This is a genomic window from Mycobacterium sp. SMC-13, from assembly GCF_045311035.1.
GTDB lineage: Bacteria > Actinomycetota > Actinomycetes > Mycobacteriales > Mycobacteriaceae > Mycobacterium.
Window position 1 is genome coordinate 61,710 of the sequence record NZ_JBJIAI010000006.1, and the last position, 20,428, is coordinate 82,137.

Here is a 20,428-nt window from a genome sequence, read left to right on the forward strand (position 1 = left end):
TATCCTCGGCCTATGCACCTGATCGCGCTGGAAGAGCATTACGCGTGGAACCCGGCGAGTGACGGCAACGTGGTCGCCACCTGGCTGGAGTCCAACAACCGCCTCGGCTTCGACCGGCTCTATGACCGTGGGCCGCTGCGGCTGGAGCAGATGGATGCCGCCGGCATCGACTTCCAGATCCTGTCCCTCTTCGACCCCGGTGTGCAGGAGTACGACGACGCCGCGCTGGCCGTCGACTACGCGCGCCGCGCCAACGATGATCTCGCCGAGACGGTGCGGCAGTATCCCGACCGGTTCGGCGGCTTCGCCACTCTCGCCACGCAGGACCCGGACGCCGCGGTGGCCGAATTGCGCAGGGCTGTCGTCGATCTCGGTCTGGTGGGCGCGCTCATCAACGGCCACACCCATGGCCGGTATCTGGACGACCCCGCCTACGAGCCGTTGTTCGCCACCGCCGAGACGCTGGGGGTTCCGCTCTATCTGCACCCCACCACCCCGCACCCGGCGGTGATGGATGCCTGGTTCGCGCCGTACGTCGACCAGGGTCTGCACCTGGCGTCGTGGGGGTTCGCCGTCGAAGCGGGCACGCACGCGCTGCGATTGATCTACTCGGGCCTGTTCGACCGGCACCCGAACCTGCAGATGATTCTCGGTCATCTCGGAGAGATGCTGCCCTTCACCGCTTTTCGCACCGATCGGTACTACGGGCTCGGCGGGTCGGGTGGCCGGCTGCAGAAACTGCCGTCGGAGTATCTTCGGGAGAACTTCTACTTCACCACGAGCGGCAATTTCTCCCCGCCGGCCATGGCGTGCACCTTGGCGGTCATGGGCACCGACCGCGTCATGTTCTCGGTGGATTACCCGATGGACGACAACGTCGACGGGGCCAACTTCCTGGCGTCGTATCCGATGGACGAGTCCGATCGCCGCAAGGTCGGCTATGAGAATGCGTTGCGGCTCTTCGGCGATCGCATTCCCAGGATCGGCAGCTAGCGGCCGCGCGCCATCCAGCTGAGATTGAGCGCCTTGCCCACCTGGTTGAGCTGGTTGACGGCCTCTTCGATGCGGCGGCGCGGCACCGCTACCCGCCACTCGGGCATCCGCCCGGTCAACCGGAGCGTCTCGGGACTGAAGCTGACGGACGTCGGCGCGAGTTCACGCGGCAGCTTCGGCAGCTGAATCCGATAGGCGGGCAACCGGTTCGGCAGGTGCCACCGGGCCCGGCGCAACGCGACCATTCGCGGTTTCACGAACAGCGTCGACCCGTCGATGGTCGCGTCCACCTCGAGATAGCCGATGTCAGGCCTTCTGGCCCAACGGATTTGCGCGACACCACCGGCGTCGATCCGGCCGAGCAACTTCGGCGCGGCCCGGCCCGGCAACGACGACGCCCGGTCGATGATCTTGTCGAGCGCCGTGGTGGACATCTCGATGGTCAGATCGAGCGGTGCCGCCACGAGGACCGGGGTATTGGTCGGTTTGATGTGGGTGTTGTGCAGGACAACGGTGGCATTGTCGAATTGCCAACCATCCCAGACGATGTCGGACGCCGAGATCGAGACGGTGTTGAGTTGGCCGACCGAGAGGCTCCGCATATCGAGGTCGGCATCGATGGCCGTCACCGTCAGCGTCATCTCTCCCGATTTGAGCTTGACGGTCATGCGGCGACCGACGACCTGCTTGCGCACCGTGTCGAACAGGGACTTGTAGGCGCCGGCCGGGCCGCTGGTGAGTGCGCCGCCTGCGGTCGACGCCCAGAACGACGACACCGCGTCCCAGTTCGGGAACGAGTCCCAGGACGGGAACGGTGCGGAGTTCGCCATGATCGGGATACCGGCCTACGCGGTGCCGAGTGACTCGCGGAACCGACGGCCGAGAATTCCGCGTGCCGCGCGGGTCCAGGTGAACCCGACGTGCCCCGCATTGACCCAGCGCACATGCTCGGCGTGCCACGAATCAGCAAGGGCCTGCGACTGTTCCACCGGAATCAGCCGGTCCGCCTTGGCGATGAACAGTGTCCGGTCCCGTGGTGCGACGACCGTCGGCAGCGCCAACGGGGACACGACCTGGAAGACGGCCCGCGCGTCGTCGGAGGCGATGACGTCCCGGTACTCCGCGGGCGGGCCATGGTGCGTCAGCAGCGCGAGTGGATCGGCGAATGGCAGCGCCGCGGCCACCGCGTCGAACCGTTCCAGGCCGGCCAGGACGGTGGACAGGTAGCCACCGAGCGAGACGCCGTAGAGGCCCACCGAGGCATCGGTGGTGCTGCGAATCCAGCTCACCAACCGGCGGACATCCCACACGGCCTGCGTGATGCCATGCAGCATCGAGGCGAGATCGAGGGACAGCAGCTGGCCGTCGGCCGACTCGCGGCGCGGCCCGTGCAATGGCGAAATCGGCAGCGCCACATTGTATCCGAGCTTGTGGTGCAGGTAGTTGGCCCACAATACGTTCAGGTCGAAGCGCGACGATCCCATGCCGAAACCGTGCAGGGCGACGACCCACGGCGCGGGGGAGTCTGGGCGGCGCAGCAGCCGGACGGTGACGGTGTCGTTGCGGCCATTGCCGGGCCACCGGCCCGCACCCGGCTCGAACGACCGGGCGTCGAATTCCGATGCGAAGGACATCGACTCGTGCCCGAGTGGGCCGCTGTGGGTGCTCCAGCGCAGGACGTCGGCGTCGTTGAGTTTCGGGGGAGTGCGGTGGTACTTCGACGGTTTGGAAATCCAGCCCCGCCTCTTGAACATGGTCGCGGCCTTGTCCAGGTCGGCGGCGAGCCGGTCCGGTGCGGCTTCCGCCGGCAGCTTCGGTTGGCGCAGGCGCATGACGGCGAGCACGGCTTCATCGATCGCGACGTGCGGAGCCACGGCCATGCGCTCGCCGACGTCCATGCAGTCCGGACGGCTCACCATGGGCGACTCGGGCAACTCATCGTTCCTCAGTGGGGCAGACACCATTGTCTCCTTGCTGGAAGTCGTCCCGCCCGCGGGTGCGCGCCGATGGCCCTCGGCGCGCACCCGCGTTCAGCTCAAACATGTTGAACTGGCGGACGATTGGCTGGTCGCCTATGAAGTTATTGACCCATCACGTACTTGACGGTGGGGCCGGCGGACCAGCCGCCGTCGACCGCGATCTCGGCGCCGGTGACGTATGAGGCGGCGCGCGACAGCAGGTAGGTGACGGCGCCGGCGATCTCGTCGGCCTCGCCGACGCGACCCATCGGGGTGTTGGGGTAGTTGCCCTCGCCCTGCTGGATGCCGATGTTTGCCGTCATCGGCGTGTAGGTCATGCCTGGGTGCACGGAGTTCACCCGGATGCGGTCGGTGCCGAGCTCGACGGCGGCGATCTTGGCGAGGCCGCGGACGGCCCACTTGGAGGCGCCGTAGCCGGCGGTCAGTGCCAGCCCCATCAAGCCCGCGGCCGAGGAGATGTTGACGATCGAGCCACCGCCGGCAGCGCGCATCGGCGCGATGACGGACTGGATGCCGTTGAAGACGCCGACCAGGTTGACGTCGAGCACCGTGCGGAAGTGCTCCAGCGGTTCGTGCTCGATGAATTGGCCGGTGGAGATGCCGGCGTTGTTCACCAAGCCGGTGATCTTGCCGAACTCCGCGACCGTCAGTGCGACGGCCGTATCCCACTGGGCGCGATCCGTCACGTCGAGATGCGTGTAGCGCGCAGCGTCCCCGAGTTCGGCTGCCAACTGCTTGCCCTCATCGTCGAGGACGTCAGCAATGACGACCTTGCCGCCGCCGGCGACGATGTGCCGTGCCATCGACGCGCCGAGACCGCGTGAACCACCGGTGACAATGGCCACCACGTCCGACAAGCTGTCCGAATCTGCCATTGCAGTTACTTCCTTTCCGTCGTCAGGGCACGGATCGCGCCGTTGCGTCTGCCCTCGTGTGAAGGCAAGCACATCTATTCGGCGCTGCCGGCGGAGCTCCCACCCGGTGGGATTGCGGCACCGGTTTTCTTGGCCGCGGGGGAGTTCTTCTTCGCGACAGGCTCTTCCCAGCCGGATGCGGCGAGCAGGCGGTCGAGCTCTGCTTTGGCGCCCTCGAGGATCTCCCACGGGTCATCGACGAGGTCCGGATCGGCCTGGATGCCGACGTCGACGTTGCCGCCGTAGCTGAAGACGGTCACATTGATGCCCATGCCGACGGTCAGCGGGCCGACGGGAACGATGTGCTCGATCTTGGCGCCGGCCATGTAGAGCTGGATCGGCGGGCCGGGCACGTTCGAGACGATGAGGTTGCTGGCCAGGGGCAGTTTGTCCTCGAGTTTGGCGGCGCGAAAGCCCTTGAACGCCAGGTTCAGCAGTACCGGCGGCGCGAAGTCGGTCAGACCGATGGACTGGCCGGCCTGCAGATCCTCGGCGAGTGCCTTGGCGCTGTTCATGCCGTTGTGGATGGCGGACAGCCGCTCGACCGGATCCTCCACATCGGTGCACATGGAGGCGATCATGGTGTGGACGTGGTTGCCGGGGGTCTCGTCGCCCGCGTCGCGCGTGGACATCGGCACGGTCGCCAGCACCGGAGTCTCGGGCAGCGCGTCGCGCTTGGTCAGGTAGGTGCGCAGCGCGCCGGCGACGACGCTCAGGATCACGTCGTTGACCTTGACACCGAGACCGTTCTTGACGTGCTTGATGTGCGCCATCGGCAGCGACGTGTACGCGAAGCTGCGGTGTGAGCTGAGCGCGCCGTTGAAGCTGGTCTTGGGGGCGCTCATGGGGCGTGGCGGCGGGTCATCACGCCGCAGATGGCTGATGGTGGTCACCGCGTTGCGGACGGTTTGACCAAGGTACTGAACGACTTTCGGCGGCGTGGTCGCGGCCGACAGCGTGCCCTTGGCGAACAGTTCGAGGCTCGAATGACGGGGCTGCTCGGCCTCGTCGGGCAGCTCGACGATCGGGCCCTTGGCGTCGGGAGTGACGTCGCACAGCACCGACGAGAGGCCGGCGCCGGACACGCCGTCGACGATCGAGTGATGGGTCTTGGCGATGAAGGCGACGCGGCCGCCTTCGAGGCCCTCGACGAACCAGCTCTCCCACAGGGGCTGGTTGCGGTTGAGCTGACGGGCCAGGATTTCGCCGACGACGTCGGCGAGTTCCTTTTCGCCACCGGGAGCGGGCAGCGCCGCGCGGTGAATGTGGTAGTCGAGCTTGAACGCGGGATCGTCGACCCACACCGGCCGGTCCAGGCCCAGTGGCACCTCTTGGATCCGGCGCCGGAACGACGGCAGGTAGGGCAGCCGGCGGTCGAGGTGATCACGCAGATGCTCGAAGTTGAATCCTGGTGCGTCACTGGGATCCAGAATCATCAACCCCAGCGTGTGCTGTGGCCATTCAGTGCCCTCCATGGACAAGAACATGGCATCCATGCCGGACAAACGCTTCACCGCAATACTCCCCTCGTGGACCACGGATTTGTGGCGGCAATAACGTATCCACGAATGCGGGATCTACAATTGCTACTTCCCAGTCAGCGAGATCGAAATCCGCGGCCTATCAGCGGTTCTCCCGCCATTCGGAATGCTTCCACTAAGTGCACTCGGTTAGCTGTTTCATTTTTCCCACGACTGGCGAGAAGTTGTGAAGAATGTGCGCACAAATATATTCTGCGGAAACTACTTTGGCGCGACGGCGAATTCATCGATGCCCGGTTCGGTGTCGAGCACTTCGTGATTCAAGATCAACATCTCCGCGACATATCCACATTGAGATGGGGCACGACGATCGCGCCGTAGATCAGCGCCGGCAGCATCGCGGGGTCGTCGATGCGACGATCGGCTCTGGGATTGTTCCTGGTGGTCTGCGTCGTGATGTTGGGTGGCCAATCCGTGACGAATCTTTGACCGAAATATTGACGCGCCGTACGGATTTCGGCGTTTACCGCCCCATACCATGACGGTGTTCAACCATGCGGCCAGCGCACAAAGGGGTCGGATATATGCGGGTGTTTGTACACGGTGTCCTTGCCGTGGTCGTGGTCGCCACCACTACCACCGGCGGTGCGCTCGGTATCGAGACGGCGGGTATTCGCCTGCCGTTGAGCTCGATCATCGAGTCGACGCAGCCGACGCAGGGCGTGCCGGTCGGCGTCGCGCACCCGATCATCGTGACGTTCAAGCGGCCGATCACCAATCGTGCGGCCGCCGAAATGGCCCTGGATGTGACGTCGACGCCGGCGATGACGGGCAAGTACGAATGGCTGGACAACAAAGTGGTGCAATGGAATCCGGACGGATTCTGGCCCGCGCACAGCACCATCAAGTTGACGGTTGGTGGTCAGCCGATGGCAGTCACCACCGGTCCGGCGGTCGTCGGGACCGCGCACGTCGCCGATCACACGTTCACCGTGACCGTGGACGGCCAGACCCAGCCGGATATGCCGGCGCCGCACCACCTTCCGCACCTGGGTGAGTCCGGCACGCTGCTCGCGACCTTGGGTCGTCCGGAGTATGCGACACCGGTCGGTAAGTACACCGTGTTGGCGAAAGACCGCAATGTACTGATGGATTCGAGCAGCGTCGGCATTCCCGTCGATCATCCGGACGGGTACATGACGGAGGTCGAGTTCGCGGTACGGATCAGCCGACGCGGACTGTTCGTGCATTCGGCGCCCTGGGCCGTCGAGTCGATGGGCTTCGAAAACGTCAGCCACGGCTGTATCGGCCTGGCGCCCGCTGGAGCCGAGTGGTACTACAACACCGTCAACGTCGGTGATCCGGTCATCGTCGAGCCTTAGTTAGGCTGCGCCCCAATCTCTTTCGCTGCCAAGGCGGTCCTACTCGGACAAGTGCGCCCTCAGTTCAGGGTCGATCCGGGTTGCGGGCCACGGTGGGTTGATCCTGAAGTCAGGGCGCTGTCTACTCGCACAAATGCGCCCTCAGTACAGCGTCAACAGGATGTGGCTGCCGCGGTCTGCTGACTCTGCGCCCCGAACGCCTGAAGCACCCGAGCCACGAGGGCTCGGGTGCTTCGGTGAAAGCGGTTGTGCAGCTGGCTGGTTCAGTTCTGCGGACCGGGCTGGGTCGGCAGATTGGGGGTCGGGCCGCCGGCGTCGACGGGCCGCAGGGTCCGGGCCTCCTTGCCATCGGCGACGCCACCCATGTCCATCGGGATGGCGGCGGGGGCCGCGGCAATCGGGATGGGCGCCCCGATCGGCAAGCCGGCGGGGATCGGGGGCACGACGGGAGGCACCGCTGCCGGGACAGGCGGGACGACCGCGGGGACCGGCGGGACGGCTGCCGGAACGACCGGCGCGGCCGCCAGCGGGCCGACGATGCCCGAGGATTCGACGGCGGGCGCGGCGCAGGGTGCAGCTGCTGCCGCGGCGGCGGGTGCCCCTGCGGCAGGTGCCACGGCGCTCGCGTCGCACGCGTACCCGCCCGTCTTGAGTGGGACTGCCGCTGCGGTCGGGCTCACGGCCACGGCCGTCGCGCACACACCGGCGCTGGCAACTATTTTCACAGCGATTCGACCAAAGCTGATCATCACCGGCGTCTCCTTGAATGTGCCCTTAAATTACAGCGCCGAAAATTTGCGCAGCTGAACCGTAGGGCACCGCGAGAGGCTGGTTCAAGACATGTTTTCAATCGGATGCGCGCTCGACATGGGACTGAGCCGCGACCGTGACCGCATCGTTTCAATAGCCTCAAAGTCCTCACAGAGAGGTCTCGGCGGGTAACGGATCGGTGCCGGAACCCGTTGTGAGGCTGGCAAACTCGGCGCGGCCGAGTGGATAGGGCTAGATGGCGGAGTCGTCGGCCAGCTGTCGTGCGAGTTCTTCCTCGGCGCGACGTTCGACGAGGAGCGGGACGAAGTCGCGAATCGTGCTGTCGGCGAACTGCCGGCGCGCGACGTCGATGACGGTGGTCACCCGAGCCGGGGGCAGGTCCGCAAACTTGGCCGTGAGGCGGGTCTCGATTTCGGTGAATACCTGCTCTTCGGTCTTGGCGGCCATGCCGCCGATCCTTCTCGGCGGCCTTGACGGCTGTCAACGCAGATGGGGTGACCTGTAGGCGAACTAACAATTACGGGTGCCGTGTGAGCCGGCGAGATCACGCCGGTGCGGTTCGGGTGGCTATCGCTGCCGCAGTGCGCTGATTCCCTCGTCCAGGGCCGCTTCGAGATACGTGAGGTCGCCGGTGGCGAGCATGATGCCGACTCCGCCCTGGATGCCGGCCAGCAGCGCGGCTGCTGCCCGCGCGGGGTCGACGCTGTGCGCAATCTTGTCCTGCTGCTGCATCGCCACGATGCCGTCGGCGATGGCGCCCCGCCAGGAGTCGATCAGTTCGGCCGTGACGGCCTGTGCGCCGGTGCTCGTGCGGCCGATCTCGGACATCAGCACCGCGATCGGGCAGTTCTGGCCTTGTCGGCGATAGCGTTCGACCACGACGTCCCGCCAGCGCTGCCAGGCCGCCCACGAGGTGAGCTCGCTGAGATGGGGCTGCTGGTCGTCGAGCACGCGCTGTGATTCCAGCGTTGCAACAGCGAGCAGCAACTGCTCTTTCCCGCGCGGAAAGTAGTGGAAAATCTGGCTTTTCGAAGTCCGGGTCCGCGCCATCACGTCTTCGATGGTGGTCAGCGCGACACCACGCTCCCGGATCTCGGCCGCGGCGCCGTCGATGATCCGGGCGCGGGTGGCCTGCCCCTTGGTAGTCAGTTTTTGGACTTGCGGGTCCATTTTGCCCGGTGCAGCATGTGGACTCATGAGTCCAGAAGATACGCGTTTGTCCGGCCGCACAGCACTTGTCACGGGTTCGACGGGAGGTCTCGGCACTGCCATCGCCCGCCGGCTCGCCGACGAAGGCGCACACGTTGTGGTGAGTGGACGGAACCCTGATCGTGGCGCAGAGGTGGTGTCGGCAATCCGCGCGGCCGGTGGCGAGGCGTCGTTCGTCGCGGCCGATCTCTCGGGCGGCGACGGTACGATCCGCGCTTTTGCCGAACGCGCCACCGAAGCGGCAGGCGGACGGCTGGACATCCTGGTGAACAACGCCGCCACGCTGCTGATGCCGACGCCGACCGCCGATGTCGCCCCCGATGTGCTGCGGGAGGCCTTCGAGGTCAACGTCTTCGCGCCGTTTCTGCTGACCGGGATCATCGCCCCGGCCATGGTGCGCAACGGTGGCGGAGTCGTCGTGAACATCGGATCGATCACGGGACTGCGTGGCGCCGCCGGCTCGGCGATCTACAACTCCAACAAGGCGGCGATCCATTCGCTCACCACCTCGTGGGCCGACGAGTACGGCCCATTCGGGGTGAGGGTCAATGCGGTGGCCCCGGGACCGATCGCGACAGAGCGGCAACAGGAGTTCGCCGACCACGTCCAGCCGGTGCTCGACCGGCTGCCATCCCGGCGGATGAGCACGCCGGCAGAGGTCGCAGCCGCGGTCGCGTTCCTGGCCGGCGACGATGCCGCCAACATTCACGGTGTCGTCCTCAGCGTGGATGGCGGGTGGGCGGCAGTCTGACATCGTGGCCAGGTCTCATCTCTCAAACAGATGTGTCCTATCGACATACATCGTTGGACACGATGCACATCTGACGGTGAGATGGGTGCCAGGCACCGCGGTGGTGAATCGTGGGCTCCGAATCGAGACACTCTGGAAGGAACGGCGGACCGTGAGCGGCTTCAGCAGAAGGCAGTTCGGCTTGATGGCGACGGCAGCGGTCGGCGCCGCGTCGTTGGCGGCATGCGGTTCGTCACCGGAGCCGGCTGCGGCCGAGAAGGCGGCACCGCCGCCCGCCCCGCAGCACAACCTGAACGCGGTCAAGCAGATTCGGGCCGGCGACCTCAATGTCGGTTACGTCGAAGCGGGGCCGGCGGACGGCACGCCGGTCGTGCTGTTGCACGGCTGGCCCTACGACATCCACAGCTACGCAGACGTTTCCGCGCTGCTCGCGAATCAGGGTTTCCGCGTGATCGTGCCGTACCTGCGTGGTTTCGGGTCGACCCGATTCGTCTCCGACACCACGGTCCGGAACGGTCAGCAGTCCGCACTGGCCGCCGACGTCGTGGCTTTCATGGATGCGCTGAACATCCCGCGGGCGATCCTGGGCGGCTTTGACTGGGGTGGACGCTCAGCCAATGCCGTCGCCGCCCTGTGGCCACAGCGGGTGGCCGGTCTGGTCGCTGTCAGCGGGTACATCATCGTGAATCGCGCCGCGAACCTGCAGCCGTTGGATCCGGAGGCCGAGCTGGGGTGGTGGTACCAGTACTACTTCGCCACGCCGCGTGGAGAACTCGGCTACCGGAAGAACACCAAGGAGTTCAATCGGCTGATCTGGTCGAAGGCCTCGCCGTTGTGGCACTTCACCGATGCGGCCTACGGACTGAGTGCCGGCGCGTTCGACAACCCCGACCACGTCGCCATCGTGATCCACAACTACCGGTGGCGCCTCAGCCTCGCCGAAGGTGAAAGCCGTTACGAGGCAGACGAACAACGGCTGCAGGCCAAGCCGCCGATCCACGTCCCGACGATCACCATCGGGAGCGACTTCGACGGCGCCGCGAAGGATGGCGCGGGATATCGCTCGATGTACACCGGGGCGTACGAGCACCGCGTCCTCGACGGCATCGGTCACAACGTGCCGCAAGAAGCGCCCGCGCAATTCGCGAACGCCATCATCGACGTCAGCCGGATGTAGCCCGGCGGCCCGCTACTTGGCCAGGCTGCGGCTGATGACGAGTCGCTGAATCTGGTTGGTGCCCTCGAAGATCTGCATGATCTTGGCTTCGCGCATGAAGCGCTCCACGCGGTAGTCGCGGGTGTAGCCGGCGCCGCCGAACACCTGGACGGCGTCGGTGGTGACCTTCATGGCAGCGTCGGTGGCGACCAGTTTGGCGACTGACGCATTGCGGGAGTAGGGCAGCCCGGCGTCGCGTCGGCGGGCGGCATCCAGGTAGGTGGCGCGTGCCGAGTCGACTGCGGCGGCCATGTCGGCAAGCAGGAAACCGAGCCCCTGGTGATCGATGATCTTGCGTCCGAACGTCGTTCGCTCCTGCGCGTACGCCACCGCCTGATCCAGCGCCGACTGGGCCAGCCCCACGGCGACCGCGGCGACACCGAGCCGGCCGGCGTCGAGCGCGCTGAACGCGATCGGCAGGCCTTGTCCTTCGGCGCCGATGAGGCGCTCGGCAGGCAGGAACGCGTTGTCGTAGTGCGCCGACGTGGTGGGCACCGCGTGCAGGCCCATCTTCTCCTCGGGCCGACCGAAGGACAGCCCCTCGGTGCCGGCGGGCACCAGGAAGCACGAGATGCCTTGCGAGCCTTCGCCGGTGCGCGCGAACAGGGTGTAAAAATCGGCGAGCCCACCGTGCGTGATCCAGGCCTTCGAACCGGTGACCCGGTACCCGTCGTCGGATGCGACGGCCTTGCAGGCCAGTGCCGCGGCGTCGGAACCGGCTTGCGGCTCGGAGAGGCTGTAGGCACCGATCAGGTTGCCGCTCAACATCTCCGGCAGCCAGCGCTGCCGCTGGTCGTCGGTGCCGAACGTCATCAGCGGATGGCACGACAGGCTGTGCACGCTGACCGCGATGGCCACGGAAGCCCAGCGGGCCGCGAGCTCTTCGAGCACCTGCAGATACACCTCGTAGGGCTGGCCGCCGCCGCCCCACTCCTCGGGATACGGCAGGCTCAGCAGCCCGGCCTCGCCGAGGGTGGGGAACACCCCGTCGGGGTACGTCTCGTCCTTCTCATGCTGGTCGACGATGGGATCCAGCACCTTGTCCGCGATGTCGCGGGTGAGCTCGATGAGCGCGTGGGCTTCATCGTTGGGCAAGAGGCGATCGACAGGCACCGGAGACTCCACTAATACGTCGGGCAGTACTGAGTTACCTGACACAGTACTGTTTGAGTAGTACTGAGTAAAGGGCCCGCAGTACTATGCCGTTGTGAGCACGCGCACGTCCCCGGCGTTCGGCACCCGCCGCCGCACCGAGCTGTTCGACGCCCTGATCGCGCTGTTCCTCGACGAGGGCTTCGCCCACCTCACGCTCGACGACATCGCCGGGCGGCTGCGCTGCTCGAAGTCGACGCTTTACACGCTGGCCGGCAGCAAGGAGCAGTTGGTCCGCGCGGCGACCGTGCAGTTCTTCCGGCAGGCGACCGACGAGGTGGAGCAACTGGTGGCCGGAGTCGACGGAGCCCGGGCGCGGATCACGGCCTATCTGTCCGCGGTGGGGACGGTGCTCGATGCCGCGTCGGACCAGTTCATGGTGGACCTGGACGCCTTCGCCCCGGCCCGCAGCGTCTACGAGAAGAACACCCAGATCGCGGCCCGGCGGGTCCACGAGATGATCGCCGACGGTGTCGAGAGCGGCGAATTCCGCAATGTCCACGCGTCTTTCGCGGCCGACCTGGCGTCGACCATGATGGTGCGCATCCAGCAGCGCCGGGTCCGCGAGAGTACCGGACTCGACGATGCCAGCGCATATCGCGAGCTCGCGGCGATCCTCACCGCCGGTATCAACGCCTGAGCGCGCCGACTGACGTCACCACCCGACATCGTGTTTGTTGCAACTCGATAAGCACGCCCCACGCACCCCATCAAGATCAGTAGCCTCGTGCGGTGGACCGCAGAACCGCTCTCAAGGTGCCGCTGCTGCTGGCGGCCGGCTCTGCCATGGCCGGATTCTCCGGACCAGCTCCGGCGTCCGCGGCCGGGACGCGCTGGACTCCCGAACGGGCCAACAGTTGGTACCAGGGACAGGGCTGGCTGGTCGGTGGCAACTACATCACCTCGACCGCGGTCAATCAGCTGGAGATGTTCCAGGCCGGTACCTACGACCCCGGCCGCATCAACGCCGAACTCGGCGCCGCCCGCTGGTTCGGGTTCAACACCGTCCGCGTCTTCCTGCACGATCTGTTGTGGGCCCAGGACCCGCGCGGCTTCTCGCAGCGGTTGACGCAGTTTGTCAGCATCGCGGCGAACAACGGCATCAAGCCGCTGTTCGTGTTCTTCGACTCATGCTGGGACCCGCACCCCAAACTCGGCGTGCAACGGGCGCCCACCCCGGGCGTCCACAACTCGGGTTGGGTGCAGAGCCCGGGTGCGGACCGCATTGCCGATCCCAATTACCGTGCCGTACTGCAGAATTACGTCACGGGCGTGATCAACCTGTTCCGCAACGACAACCGCGTGCTCGGCTGGGATCTGTGGAACGAGCCCGACAACCCGGCTGACGTCTATCGCAAGGTCGAGCGCAGCGACAAGATGAAAGTCGTTGCCGACCTGCTCCCGCAGGTGTTCGCGTGGGCACGCGCCGTCGACCCCACGCAGCCGCTGACAAGCGGTGTGTGGCAGGGAAGTTGGGCCAACCCCGCGCAGCGCAGCGCCATCGCGTCGATCCAGCTGGACAACTCGGACATCATCTCGTTCCACAGCTACGCCAAGCCGGCCGACTTCTCGGCCCGGATTGATGAGCTTGCCCCACTGGGCCGGCCGATCATCTGTACCGAGTACCTCGCCCGAAACCAGGGCAGCACCGTCGAAGGCATTCTGCCAATTGCCAAGCAGCGCAACGTCGGTGCGTACAGCTGGGGACTCGTGGCCGGCAAGACCCAGACCTACTTCCCGTGGGATTCGTGGGAGCACCCGTCCCCCGCGGAGCCGAAGGTCTGGTTCAGCGATCTGCTCTACCCCAACGGGCGGGCCTTCCGCGACAGCGAGGTTCTCACCGTCCGGAAGTTGACCGGAACACCCGGCCAGACCTAGAACCCTGCGTCAGTGCGCCAGCAGCAGGATGAGCTGCGCCTGCAGCTCACCGAAGAGGAAACCGAGGGCGGCGCCGAGCACGACGACGATCCATTCGTCATCCTTGAACGCCGGGCGCAGCAGGTTCTCGAACGACAGTGAGTCCAGCACCATCATCTTGCTGACCATGACGTTCTCGAGATCGAGGCGATCGCTCATGTATCCCTCGATGTAGGTGGATGTTTCGGGCAGCTTGTCGATGATGGAGTCGGTGATCTGCTTCTTCATGTCCACGTACTGGCGGCCGCCGACGGTCTTGATGATTTTGCCGGTGAAGCCCATCTGCTTGTCGATGGTCGCGCTGATCTCGGTGGAGATCATGTCGAAGAACCGGTCCGACGACGGGCCGTTGAGCATGCTCTCCATGATCGCCTGGGGCGTGAAGATCTCCCGGGCCATGAGTGCCGCGTAGCCTTCGACGACCTGCTTGCGTTCGCGCTGGAACACGCCCTGCCACTTGATGCCGAGGAAGACGTTCTTGCGCTCCAACGGCCGGAAGATCATCTGCAGCGCAACGTAGTCGGTGAGACCACCGGTCAGCAGGCCGAACAGCGGCAGCGACCAGTGCCAGTTGGTGATGCCGAACACCACGGCCTGCACCAGACCGATCAGGAAGCCGAAGAGCAGGCCGGACGTGATGAGGAACTTGAACGCCGGCTTGCCGATGTCCTGGAAGACTGTGTTGAGCGTGACCTTGTCGCGCACCAGGTTGGTGACGACCATGTGCTTGATGTCGAAGATCTGGTCGACCTGACCGCGCATCTTGTCGAACATCGCGGCCATCGCGACCGGGATGCGCTTCTCGACGTTCTTGACGACGACGTCCTTGAGCTGGTCCGGTGTGGCGCGCCAGACCTGCGGCTGGAACGACATCATGATGGTGTCGACCATCTCGGCGGAGGTCTGTCGCAGCGGTTCGGCGAGTTCCTTGACCAACTCGTTCGGGTCGATCTTGTCGAACATCTCCTCGGGCTTGAGGATCTCCGACGTCAGCGAATCCACCGCCACCGCAGCCATTTTCGGTGCGCGCTTGGGAATCTGGCCCTGCCAGCCGAGGTAGGGCGGGATGCCCTTGAACTCGACGGGGTAGAACATCATCTTGAGGGCCATGATCTTGGTGACCCAGCCGACGAATGCCGCGCCCAACGGGATGGTGACGTACACCCACCAGGGGTAGGCGAACGCATTGGCCATGAGATTCTCCACCTGGCTGTCTCCCATCAGTCGCGTCCAGTGAATAGCTGGACTACGTTAACCGGCGACCACGTGCGAGAAGACTAACGGGCACGTCAGATCCGCAACGCGGGATCGCGTATTTTGTTAACCCCGCTCGAACCGCCTGATGATTGGGTATTGCGCGCCGGAATTCGACACGAAATCGGCCGCCGTCCCACCACGGAGCGTGGCGGAACAGCGGCCGGTTTCGGGCCGCGGCTACAGGTCGAAGACGGTCGATCCGTTTGCGGTGGAGTAGTCGATGTAGATCCGGTTGTGCAGGAACGGCATTGCCCCGGTGTTCATCAACTCGGCGTTGTAGGCGTCGGAGGTCACCACCGGCGTGTACGACGACGTGGTCGTGTACGTGTAGAGCAGTACGCCGTTGCTGTCGTACACCGAGATGACGGTGCCGACGGGGATGGTGCTGCCCATGATGGTCGACGGCAGGGTGCCGGTGACGCCACCGGAGTCGATGAGCAGGTTGATCGGCGTCTTCGACCCGTTGTTGATGCTGACGGAACCGATCACGTTCGGCGATCCCGACGTGGTGACGCGCGCCGGCAGCGGGTTGGGGCCGAAGGTCAGGGTCTTGCCGGCCTCGTCGATGTAGATGCCGTTCTTCAGCGCGCCGGGCAGGCCGGTCGTGACCAGGCCGGGGCCCGGGCCCACCGCGTTGGTGCCGACACCCAGGACGCCCACGACGCCGTTGTACTTCAGGAAATTGGCGAACGCGGTCTGCTGCGCCGGATCGGTGATGATGTCGACCGGGACGGGCGCCGTGACGATGCCGTTGCCGAAGTTCACCGTGGTGTTGTAGGTGTTGTAGGTGTAGGTCAGCCCGCCGCTGTAGGCGCCGGTGCCGGTGCCCACTGAATTGCCGAGACCGGTCTGGCCGACGTTCTTGGCGTTCACCACCAGGCCGGATGATCCGGTGTCCACCAGCACCTTGATGCTCGGCCCGCCGTTCACCGAGATGGTGACGATCGGTTCCACGCCCGCATACATGGACAGCGGAACCGACGCGTAGATGCGGGCGTTGGTGGTGGCGTCGACGATGATGGCCTTGATGTCGCGATTCGCCGACCAGTAACGCGCGGTCTTCAGCGCGGTCACGGACTTGCCGATCAGCGCCTCGTTCGCCTTGAGCGCAGTCAGGTTCGTCGTGTTCGGGTTGGCCGCGTACGCGTCCATCAGAGTCTGCTGGTTCGCCTGGTACGTCGTGAGATACGTGGCCGCCATCCGCAACTCGTATCGGGAGTACCCGTTCACCCAACTGGTGCCGAGGAGCGTGCGCGCCTGCGCGATCTCAGCCAGCGCGGTGTTGATGTACTCGTCCGCGGTAACAGTCTGGCCCGGCTGCCACGTCTCTGTGGGCGCCGGAGTGAGAGTCGCTGCGGCACTTGTCCCTTCGGTGGTGGTGGCCAGTGCGGGCGTGATGCCCAGCAGCTTGCTCACGGTTTTGGTCGTGCCGACCACGGCCCCGGCCAGGGATTCCTCCGTGGCCAGGGTGGCGGCCCCGACTGCTTGGCCGACGGCCGCGAGCACCGACAGCAGCCCGGAGATGTTGGCGGGGGCCGTCGGCGACGTGACGCTGCTCAGCGCCTTCACAGTGGCATTCGGGACGGAAGTGATTGCGGCCGTGGAGGTTTCGGCGGCGGCGACGGTGACCTGCGGGGCAGAGGCCGCCGACGCCGGGGCCGACGCGGCGGCGGGCGTCGCGCTCGGAGCGTCTTTGGTCGTGGTGTCCGTGGCCGGCTTGACCGCTGCGGCGGTCTTCAGCGGATTCTTCGTCGACGGATTCTTGGTCACCGCCTGGGCGGCGGTCGTGGGCGGCTTTGCGACGGTGCCGGCGTTGGGCGCGGACGCGGACCGGCCGTTGTCGTCGCTCTTGGCGCGGCGATTGCGCGTGGGCTTGGCGTCGTTGGCGCTGTCGGTGGAAGCGTCAGCCGAAGAGTCGGTGGCGGATGCGGACTTGGTGTCCGATGCGGGCTTGGTGTCCGCCGCGTCCGCAGCAGCGGCCGCGTCCTTCTTCTTGTTCTTGGTGGTCTTCTGCGCAGGTCCCTTCTTGGGCTGAGCCGGCGCGGACGACGAGGCGGACTCGGAGCCGGTCGACGGGGCGGCGCTCGCGATTGCGGCGCTACCGAGGAGTGCGGCACTGACCCCGACCGCGGCCACGCCGGTGCCCAGCCATGTCGATACCGCCAGCTTCCGGCGTTGCGGGCGACGGTGTGCACCAGCCATTTCGGCTCCTCCATAGTCACGCCGCACGGCCATCGGACCCCGGCAGATTGACCGCTACTGCGGCATTACCGCACTGCAGTCTGGCAGACGGGTGTCGTGCCGCAGTACAGACAGAAAATTAACAGTTGTGAACGGCTGTCGCAGCGCTTCTGGCAAAGAATTTTGCCAGCATCGTAAATAACCGCAGCCTGGCGAACGACGGCGATCCGCCGCCGGTAGGTGGTACCGGCTCACGCCGCTGACGTGCAGTGGGTGAGGAGACTCCGGCAAATCGCCTACGGGTTACCATCCGCGGACGTAAATTTGCCTTGAGTGGTGATTACGCGTCGCTCGGTAGCGCTTCAAGGGGGCTTTGGTGGCTGGACGGATCGGCAGACTCGGCTGCAGGGCAATGCACCGGGTGTTGACCGTGTTGATTCCGCTGGCGGTGGTCTGCGCATATGCGGCGCAGTTGGTGCAGCCGGTAACCCACACCGCGGTGACGCCGACCGCCGAGATCGTCTCGGCGCCGTCGACCATCGGGATGGCCGACTCCAGCCTGTACGGGATGTCGAAGCAGGACATCGACACGACGCTGGACATGCTGCAATCGATGGGCGTCCAGGACGTCCGGGTCTACATCCCGTGGGTGTACACGCAGCCGCTGCCGAACCAGTACAACTGGGCGCCGATCGACGACATCATGAACGCGGCGAAGGCCCGCAACATGGGCGTGCTCGCAATGGTCAACAGCACGCCGGTCTGGGCCGGGACGGACGGGAACTTCCCCGGTGCGAAGACACCTGATCCGGTTACGCGAATTTCATGACCCAGGTCGCGACGCGGTACGGCAAGACCATCTCGGCGTACGAGGTCTGGAATGAGGTCAACTGCGTCTGTTTCTACGACCCGATCTCGCCGTCGAGTTACACCGACCTGTTGAAGGCCGCTTATCCGGCGATCAAGGCTGCTGACCCGACCGCGACCGTCATCGCCGCAGGGCTCGGCAGCGTCTTCACCTTCGGCGGCGTCACGATGAACCCGGTGGACTACGTGAACGGTATGTACGCCGCCGGCGCGAAGGGCTACTTCGACGCGCTGGCGTTCCACCCGTACCAGGAGACGCTGAAGTTCTCCGACGGGGAGAACGTCGTCCTGTCGCCGTTCACCCAGATTCAGAAGATCTACGACCTCATGGCGGCCAACGGCGACGGCCTCAAGAAGATCTGGATCACCGAGTACGGGGTGCCGACCAACAACGTCAGCGAGCACACTCAGGCCGAGTTCATCAAGAACCTCATCGAGACCTGGCAGACCATGTCCACCGACGGCCAGTTCTACGGCGGGCCGATCTTCATCTACACCACCCGCGACGATCAGCCGGGCGCCGGCAAGTTCGGCGTCTTCTATGCGGACTGGATCCCGAAGGAGGCCGCATTCGTCATCGCGCAGGAAATCCTGCGGCTCAATGGCGTCGGGGGCGTCGAGGGCATCGCTGCGCGCATCCTGGCCGCGGTGCGGCTGGCGATCGGCGCAGTCGTGGATACCGTCGTCAAGATCGGGCAAGCCGTGGTGAAAGTCGTTGACGCGGCGTGGAATGCGTTTGTCGACGTCACCAAGGCGGTGACGCAAGCCGTCGTCAATACGGTCAAATGGGTGACCAACGCCGTGGTGCAGGGCGTGAAATGGGTGGCGAACACCGCGGTCGACGTGACGAAGGCCGTGGTCGCGGGTATCTCGAACATCATCCAGAAGATCGGCGACATCATCCGTCCTCCGACCTCGGTCGCTGCCGTGAACCCGACGGCCGCGCTGAAGGCCGTCGCCACGATGAAAGAGGTTGCGGCGGAACTGAACTCGCCGAAGGCCGCGGGTGCGACGAAGCAGGAGCCCGCGACCGGTGTGAAGGTCGCCCCGGTGAAGGAGACCGAGGTCAAGGAGACCGAGGTCAAGGACGCCGGCGGACCCGATGCCGTGAAGGAACCGGCTGAGGAACCTGGCAAGGAGCCCGAGGTGAAGCCGGTGGACGAGAAGTCCACGGAGCCCAAGAACCCCGCGAGCGTCGAGCCCGACGTGAAGGCGCCGGAATCGAAGACGCCTGAGACGAAGGCGCCTGACGGCAAGGACGCGGTCAAGGCAGAGTCCGACGGCAAGAAGCCCGCGCGCGAGAAGGGCTCGGCGGGAGCGACCAAGGATCAGCCGAAGTCCGAAGCGCCGAAATCAGCCGATGCGCCGAAGCAGGCCGATGCGCCGAAGCGCGGCAAGGGTAAGAAGGCCGGGCAGAACGCAACGGGCAGCGGCAAACCGGTGGTCGACAAGGCAGCCGATGCCGGTCCGAAGGATCCGTCGCCGCGCGGTGCGGCGCCGAAGGCGAAGCCGGTGAAGGCTGCTGCCGCCGAGACGTCGTCGCAGGGTGTCGCACACAACGAGTGAGCAAACGTTAGCCCGGCAATTCTTGATAGCGGTCCACAGCACACGGTGGCATCATGGAATACATGACATCTGATGGGCTGACAAGGAGTCGGACATGTCTATCAATAAATTCGCAATTGTTGCCGCAGGCGCCCTGAGCTTTGCTGCTATCGGACTGGGCGCGGGTCAGGCGAACGCCGACAATACCTGGTGGTGGATTCCAGCCCCGTCGCCGGGTCAAGTCGGCCAGCTGTTCGGTGTTCCCCCAGGTCAGATCGGTCATCTGCCGTTCGTTCCGCCCCCGGGGCACTGGAACAAGCCGGGCAAATGGATCCCCTAGATCGGGTCTGACAATGGCCGCTTCGCTATTTCGGCGAATCGGCCGCTTTATTCATCAGCTCGCAAATTTCTGAATTGCCGACGGAAGTCCGCGTTCTCCTTTTCAGAATTGTTCGGATTCGTAAATTTGATCGCTGTCGGCGGCACGGTTCGGCAGCGCCGGGCAGTATCGACGGCAAACCTCGGCCGGCCGACAGCTGCGAGCAGATGGGCTGATCAAGAGGAGTCCGGGCCGTCCCGAACGCCGACACCGGACTCGAGCCGGCCAAGACGACGAGTAACGGCGTTCAACTCGGCAAAGCCGACCTCGCCGACGCGATTTCAGCGAACTACGTCATCAACAAGGGGGAGATGCCTGCGGTGGACGGGTTCGTGGGACTGCGCGACACCGTAACCAGGGCACTTGTAGGTAGGTTTTGGCTCAGTGCGATTCAATCCGGGTGAGCCGAAGCAATTGCGTTGAGTCAACCTGCA

At 65.4% G+C, this 20,428-nt stretch carries 19 protein-coding genes; 8 read left to right on the forward strand and 11 right to left on the reverse strand.

Going from position 1 to position 20,428, the window contains the following annotated elements; genetic code table 11:
- The first annotated feature begins 12 nt into the window (after nucleotides 1–12).
- Nucleotides 13–993 (forward strand): amidohydrolase family protein, encoded by a 981-nt coding sequence (locus tag ACJH6I_RS10880; RefSeq protein ID WP_318984070.1) that lies wholly within the window; start codon nucleotides 13–15, stop codon nucleotides 991–993.
- On the opposite strand, the gene ACJH6I_RS10885 is transcribed toward ACJH6I_RS10880, so the two are convergent.
- The 4 genes from ACJH6I_RS10885 to ACJH6I_RS10900 all read right to left on the reverse strand — a co-directional run bounded on the left by ACJH6I_RS10885 (nucleotide 990) and on the right by ACJH6I_RS10900 (nucleotide 5,400).
- Nucleotides 990–1,823, reverse strand: coding sequence for a hypothetical protein (locus ACJH6I_RS10885; RefSeq protein WP_318984069.1), 834 nt, complete (start codon nucleotides 1,821–1,823; stop codon nucleotides 990–992). The two genes, ACJH6I_RS10880 and ACJH6I_RS10885, sit on opposite strands and share 4 nt — an antisense overlap.
- Before the next feature lie 15 nt (nucleotides 1,824–1,838).
- Nucleotides 1,839–2,954, reverse strand: a complete 1,116-nt coding sequence (locus ACJH6I_RS10890; protein ID WP_234789642.1) for an alpha/beta hydrolase — start codon at nucleotides 2,952–2,954, stop codon at nucleotides 1,839–1,841.
- Between the two features lie 119 nt (nucleotides 2,955–3,073).
- Nucleotides 3,074–3,847, reverse strand: a complete 774-nt coding sequence (locus ACJH6I_RS10895) for a glucose 1-dehydrogenase (RefSeq protein WP_318984068.1) — start codon at nucleotides 3,845–3,847, stop codon at nucleotides 3,074–3,076.
- Nucleotides 3,848–3,921: 74 nt separating this feature from the next.
- On the reverse strand, nucleotides 3,922–5,400 hold the full coding sequence (locus ACJH6I_RS10900) for a wax ester/triacylglycerol synthase family O-acyltransferase (protein ID WP_318984067.1): 1,479 nt from the start codon (nucleotides 5,398–5,400) through the stop codon (nucleotides 3,922–3,924).
- 551 nt (nucleotides 5,401–5,951) lie between these two features.
- Here ACJH6I_RS10900 and ACJH6I_RS10905 point away from each other — a divergent pair.
- Nucleotides 5,952–6,749, forward strand: coding sequence for a L,D-transpeptidase (locus ACJH6I_RS10905; protein WP_318984066.1), 798 nt, complete (start codon nucleotides 5,952–5,954; stop codon nucleotides 6,747–6,749).
- A 263-nt stretch (nucleotides 6,750–7,012) separates the two neighbouring features.
- Here the strand turns inward: ACJH6I_RS10905 and ACJH6I_RS10910 are convergent, their stop codons facing one another.
- The 3 genes from ACJH6I_RS10910 to ACJH6I_RS10920 form a co-directional block, all read right to left on the reverse strand.
- On the reverse strand, nucleotides 7,013–7,429 hold the full coding sequence (locus tag ACJH6I_RS10910) for a hypothetical protein (protein WP_406784056.1): 417 nt from the start codon (nucleotides 7,427–7,429) through the stop codon (nucleotides 7,013–7,015).
- Nucleotides 7,430–7,751: 322 nt separating this feature from the next.
- Nucleotides 7,752–7,967 carry a three-helix bundle dimerization domain-containing protein gene (locus tag ACJH6I_RS10915; RefSeq protein ID WP_064858904.1) on the reverse strand — a complete coding sequence of 72 codons (216 nt, stop codon included), beginning with the start codon at nucleotides 7,965–7,967 and terminating at the stop codon, nucleotides 7,752–7,754.
- 120 nt (nucleotides 7,968–8,087) lie between these two features.
- Nucleotides 8,088–8,690 carry a TetR/AcrR family transcriptional regulator gene (locus ACJH6I_RS10920; RefSeq protein ID WP_406784110.1) on the reverse strand — a complete coding sequence of 201 codons (603 nt, stop codon included), beginning with the start codon at nucleotides 8,688–8,690 and terminating at the stop codon, nucleotides 8,088–8,090.
- A gap of 25 nt (nucleotides 8,691–8,715) precedes the next feature.
- Between ACJH6I_RS10920 and ACJH6I_RS10925 the strand changes: the two genes are divergently transcribed.
- Both ACJH6I_RS10925 and ACJH6I_RS10930 read left to right on the forward strand, forming a co-directional pair.
- Nucleotides 8,716–9,480 carry an SDR family NAD(P)-dependent oxidoreductase gene (locus ACJH6I_RS10925; protein ID WP_133426271.1) on the forward strand — a complete coding sequence of 255 codons (765 nt, stop codon included), beginning with the start codon at nucleotides 8,716–8,718 and terminating at the stop codon, nucleotides 9,478–9,480.
- 184 nt (nucleotides 9,481–9,664) lie between these two features.
- Nucleotides 9,665–10,657, forward strand: a complete 993-nt coding sequence (locus ACJH6I_RS10930; RefSeq protein WP_267326062.1) for an alpha/beta fold hydrolase — start codon at nucleotides 9,665–9,667, stop codon at nucleotides 10,655–10,657.
- Between the two features lie 12 nt (nucleotides 10,658–10,669).
- On the opposite strand, the gene ACJH6I_RS10935 is transcribed toward ACJH6I_RS10930, so the two are convergent.
- A complete protein-coding gene (locus ACJH6I_RS10935) occupies nucleotides 10,670–11,809 on the reverse strand; it encodes an acyl-CoA dehydrogenase family protein (protein ID WP_133426270.1) in 1,140 nt (379 codons plus the stop codon).
- A gap of 94 nt (nucleotides 11,810–11,903) precedes the next feature.
- Between ACJH6I_RS10935 and ACJH6I_RS10940 the strand changes: the two genes are divergently transcribed.
- Together ACJH6I_RS10940 and ACJH6I_RS10945 are read left to right on the forward strand one after the other, a co-directional pair.
- Nucleotides 11,904–12,488 carry a TetR/AcrR family transcriptional regulator gene (locus ACJH6I_RS10940; RefSeq protein WP_133426269.1) on the forward strand — a complete coding sequence of 195 codons (585 nt, stop codon included), beginning with the start codon at nucleotides 11,904–11,906 and terminating at the stop codon, nucleotides 12,486–12,488.
- 92 nt (nucleotides 12,489–12,580) lie between these two features.
- Entirely contained in the window at nucleotides 12,581–13,726 is a 1,146-nt protein-coding gene (locus tag ACJH6I_RS10945; protein ID WP_406784057.1) for a cellulase family glycosylhydrolase, read from the forward strand.
- A gap of 9 nt (nucleotides 13,727–13,735) precedes the next feature.
- On the opposite strand, the gene ACJH6I_RS10950 is transcribed toward ACJH6I_RS10945, so the two are convergent.
- Nucleotides 13,736–14,986 carry a DUF445 domain-containing protein gene (locus tag ACJH6I_RS10950; protein WP_162563494.1) on the reverse strand — a complete coding sequence of 417 codons (1,251 nt, stop codon included), beginning with the start codon at nucleotides 14,984–14,986 and terminating at the stop codon, nucleotides 13,736–13,738.
- Nucleotides 14,987–15,199: 213 nt separating this feature from the next.
- Nucleotides 15,200–17,224 (reverse strand): PecA family PE domain-processing aspartic protease, encoded by a 2,025-nt coding sequence (locus ACJH6I_RS10955; RefSeq protein WP_162563495.1) that lies wholly within the window; start codon nucleotides 17,222–17,224, stop codon nucleotides 15,200–15,202.
- Nucleotides 17,225–17,633: 409 nt separating this feature from the next.
- Here ACJH6I_RS10955 and ACJH6I_RS10960 point away from each other — a divergent pair, with 409 nt between their 5' ends.
- Both ACJH6I_RS10960 and ACJH6I_RS10965 read left to right on the forward strand, forming a co-directional pair.
- Nucleotides 17,634–18,032: a beta-galactosidase gene (locus tag ACJH6I_RS10960; RefSeq protein WP_162563496.1), complete on the forward strand. Its 399-nt coding sequence runs from the start codon at nucleotides 17,634–17,636 to the stop codon at nucleotides 18,030–18,032.
- Nucleotides 18,029–19,636, forward strand: coding sequence for a hypothetical protein (locus tag ACJH6I_RS10965; protein ID WP_406784058.1), 1,608 nt, complete (start codon nucleotides 18,029–18,031; stop codon nucleotides 19,634–19,636). Before ACJH6I_RS10960 ends, ACJH6I_RS10965 begins: the two co-directional genes overlap by 4 nt.
- A gap of 7 nt (nucleotides 19,637–19,643) precedes the next feature.
- Here ACJH6I_RS10965 and ACJH6I_RS10970 read toward each other — a convergent pair whose 3' ends face one another.
- Nucleotides 19,644–19,898 (reverse strand): hypothetical protein, encoded by a 255-nt coding sequence (locus tag ACJH6I_RS10970; protein WP_406784059.1) that lies wholly within the window; start codon nucleotides 19,896–19,898, stop codon nucleotides 19,644–19,646.
- Nucleotides 19,899–20,428: the final 530 nt, after the last annotated feature.

Bases quoted from the DNA above. Each gene is read 5' to 3' on its own strand.
- ACJH6I_RS10880 (WP_318984070.1), top strand. From the start codon at position 13: ATGCACCTGATCGCGCTGGAAGAGCATTACGCGTGGAACCCGGCGAGT.
- ACJH6I_RS10885 (WP_318984069.1), bottom strand. From the start codon at position 1,823: ATGGCGAACTCCGCACCGTTCCCGTCCTGGGACTCGTTCCCGAACTGG.
- ACJH6I_RS10895 (WP_318984068.1), bottom strand. From the start codon at position 3,847: ATGGCAGATTCGGACAGCTTGTCGGACGTGGTGGCCATTGTCACCGGT.
- ACJH6I_RS10905 (WP_318984066.1), top strand. From the start codon at position 5,952: ATGCGGGTGTTTGTACACGGTGTCCTTGCCGTGGTCGTGGTCGCCACC.
- ACJH6I_RS10915 (WP_064858904.1), bottom strand. From the start codon at position 7,967: ATGGCCGCCAAGACCGAAGAGCAGGTATTCACCGAAATCGAGACCCGC.
- ACJH6I_RS10920 (WP_406784110.1), bottom strand. From the start codon at position 8,690: ATGGACCCGCAAGTCCAAAAACTGACTACCAAGGGGCAGGCCACCCGC.
- ACJH6I_RS10925 (WP_133426271.1), top strand. From the start codon at position 8,716: ATGAGTCCAGAAGATACGCGTTTGTCCGGCCGCACAGCACTTGTCACG.
- ACJH6I_RS10930 (WP_267326062.1), top strand. From the start codon at position 9,665: ATGGCGACGGCAGCGGTCGGCGCCGCGTCGTTGGCGGCATGCGGTTCG.
- ACJH6I_RS10950 (WP_162563494.1), bottom strand. From the start codon at position 14,986: ATGGGAGACAGCCAGGTGGAGAATCTCATGGCCAATGCGTTCGCCTAC.
- ACJH6I_RS10955 (WP_162563495.1), bottom strand. From the start codon at position 17,224: ATGGCTGGTGCACACCGTCGCCCGCAACGCCGGAAGCTGGCGGTATCG.
- ACJH6I_RS10965 (WP_406784058.1), top strand. From the start codon at position 18,029: ATGACCCAGGTCGCGACGCGGTACGGCAAGACCATCTCGGCGTACGAG.
- ACJH6I_RS10970 (WP_406784059.1), bottom strand. From the start codon at position 19,898: ATGACCGATCTGACCTGGGGGAACACCGAACAGCTGGCCGACTTGACC.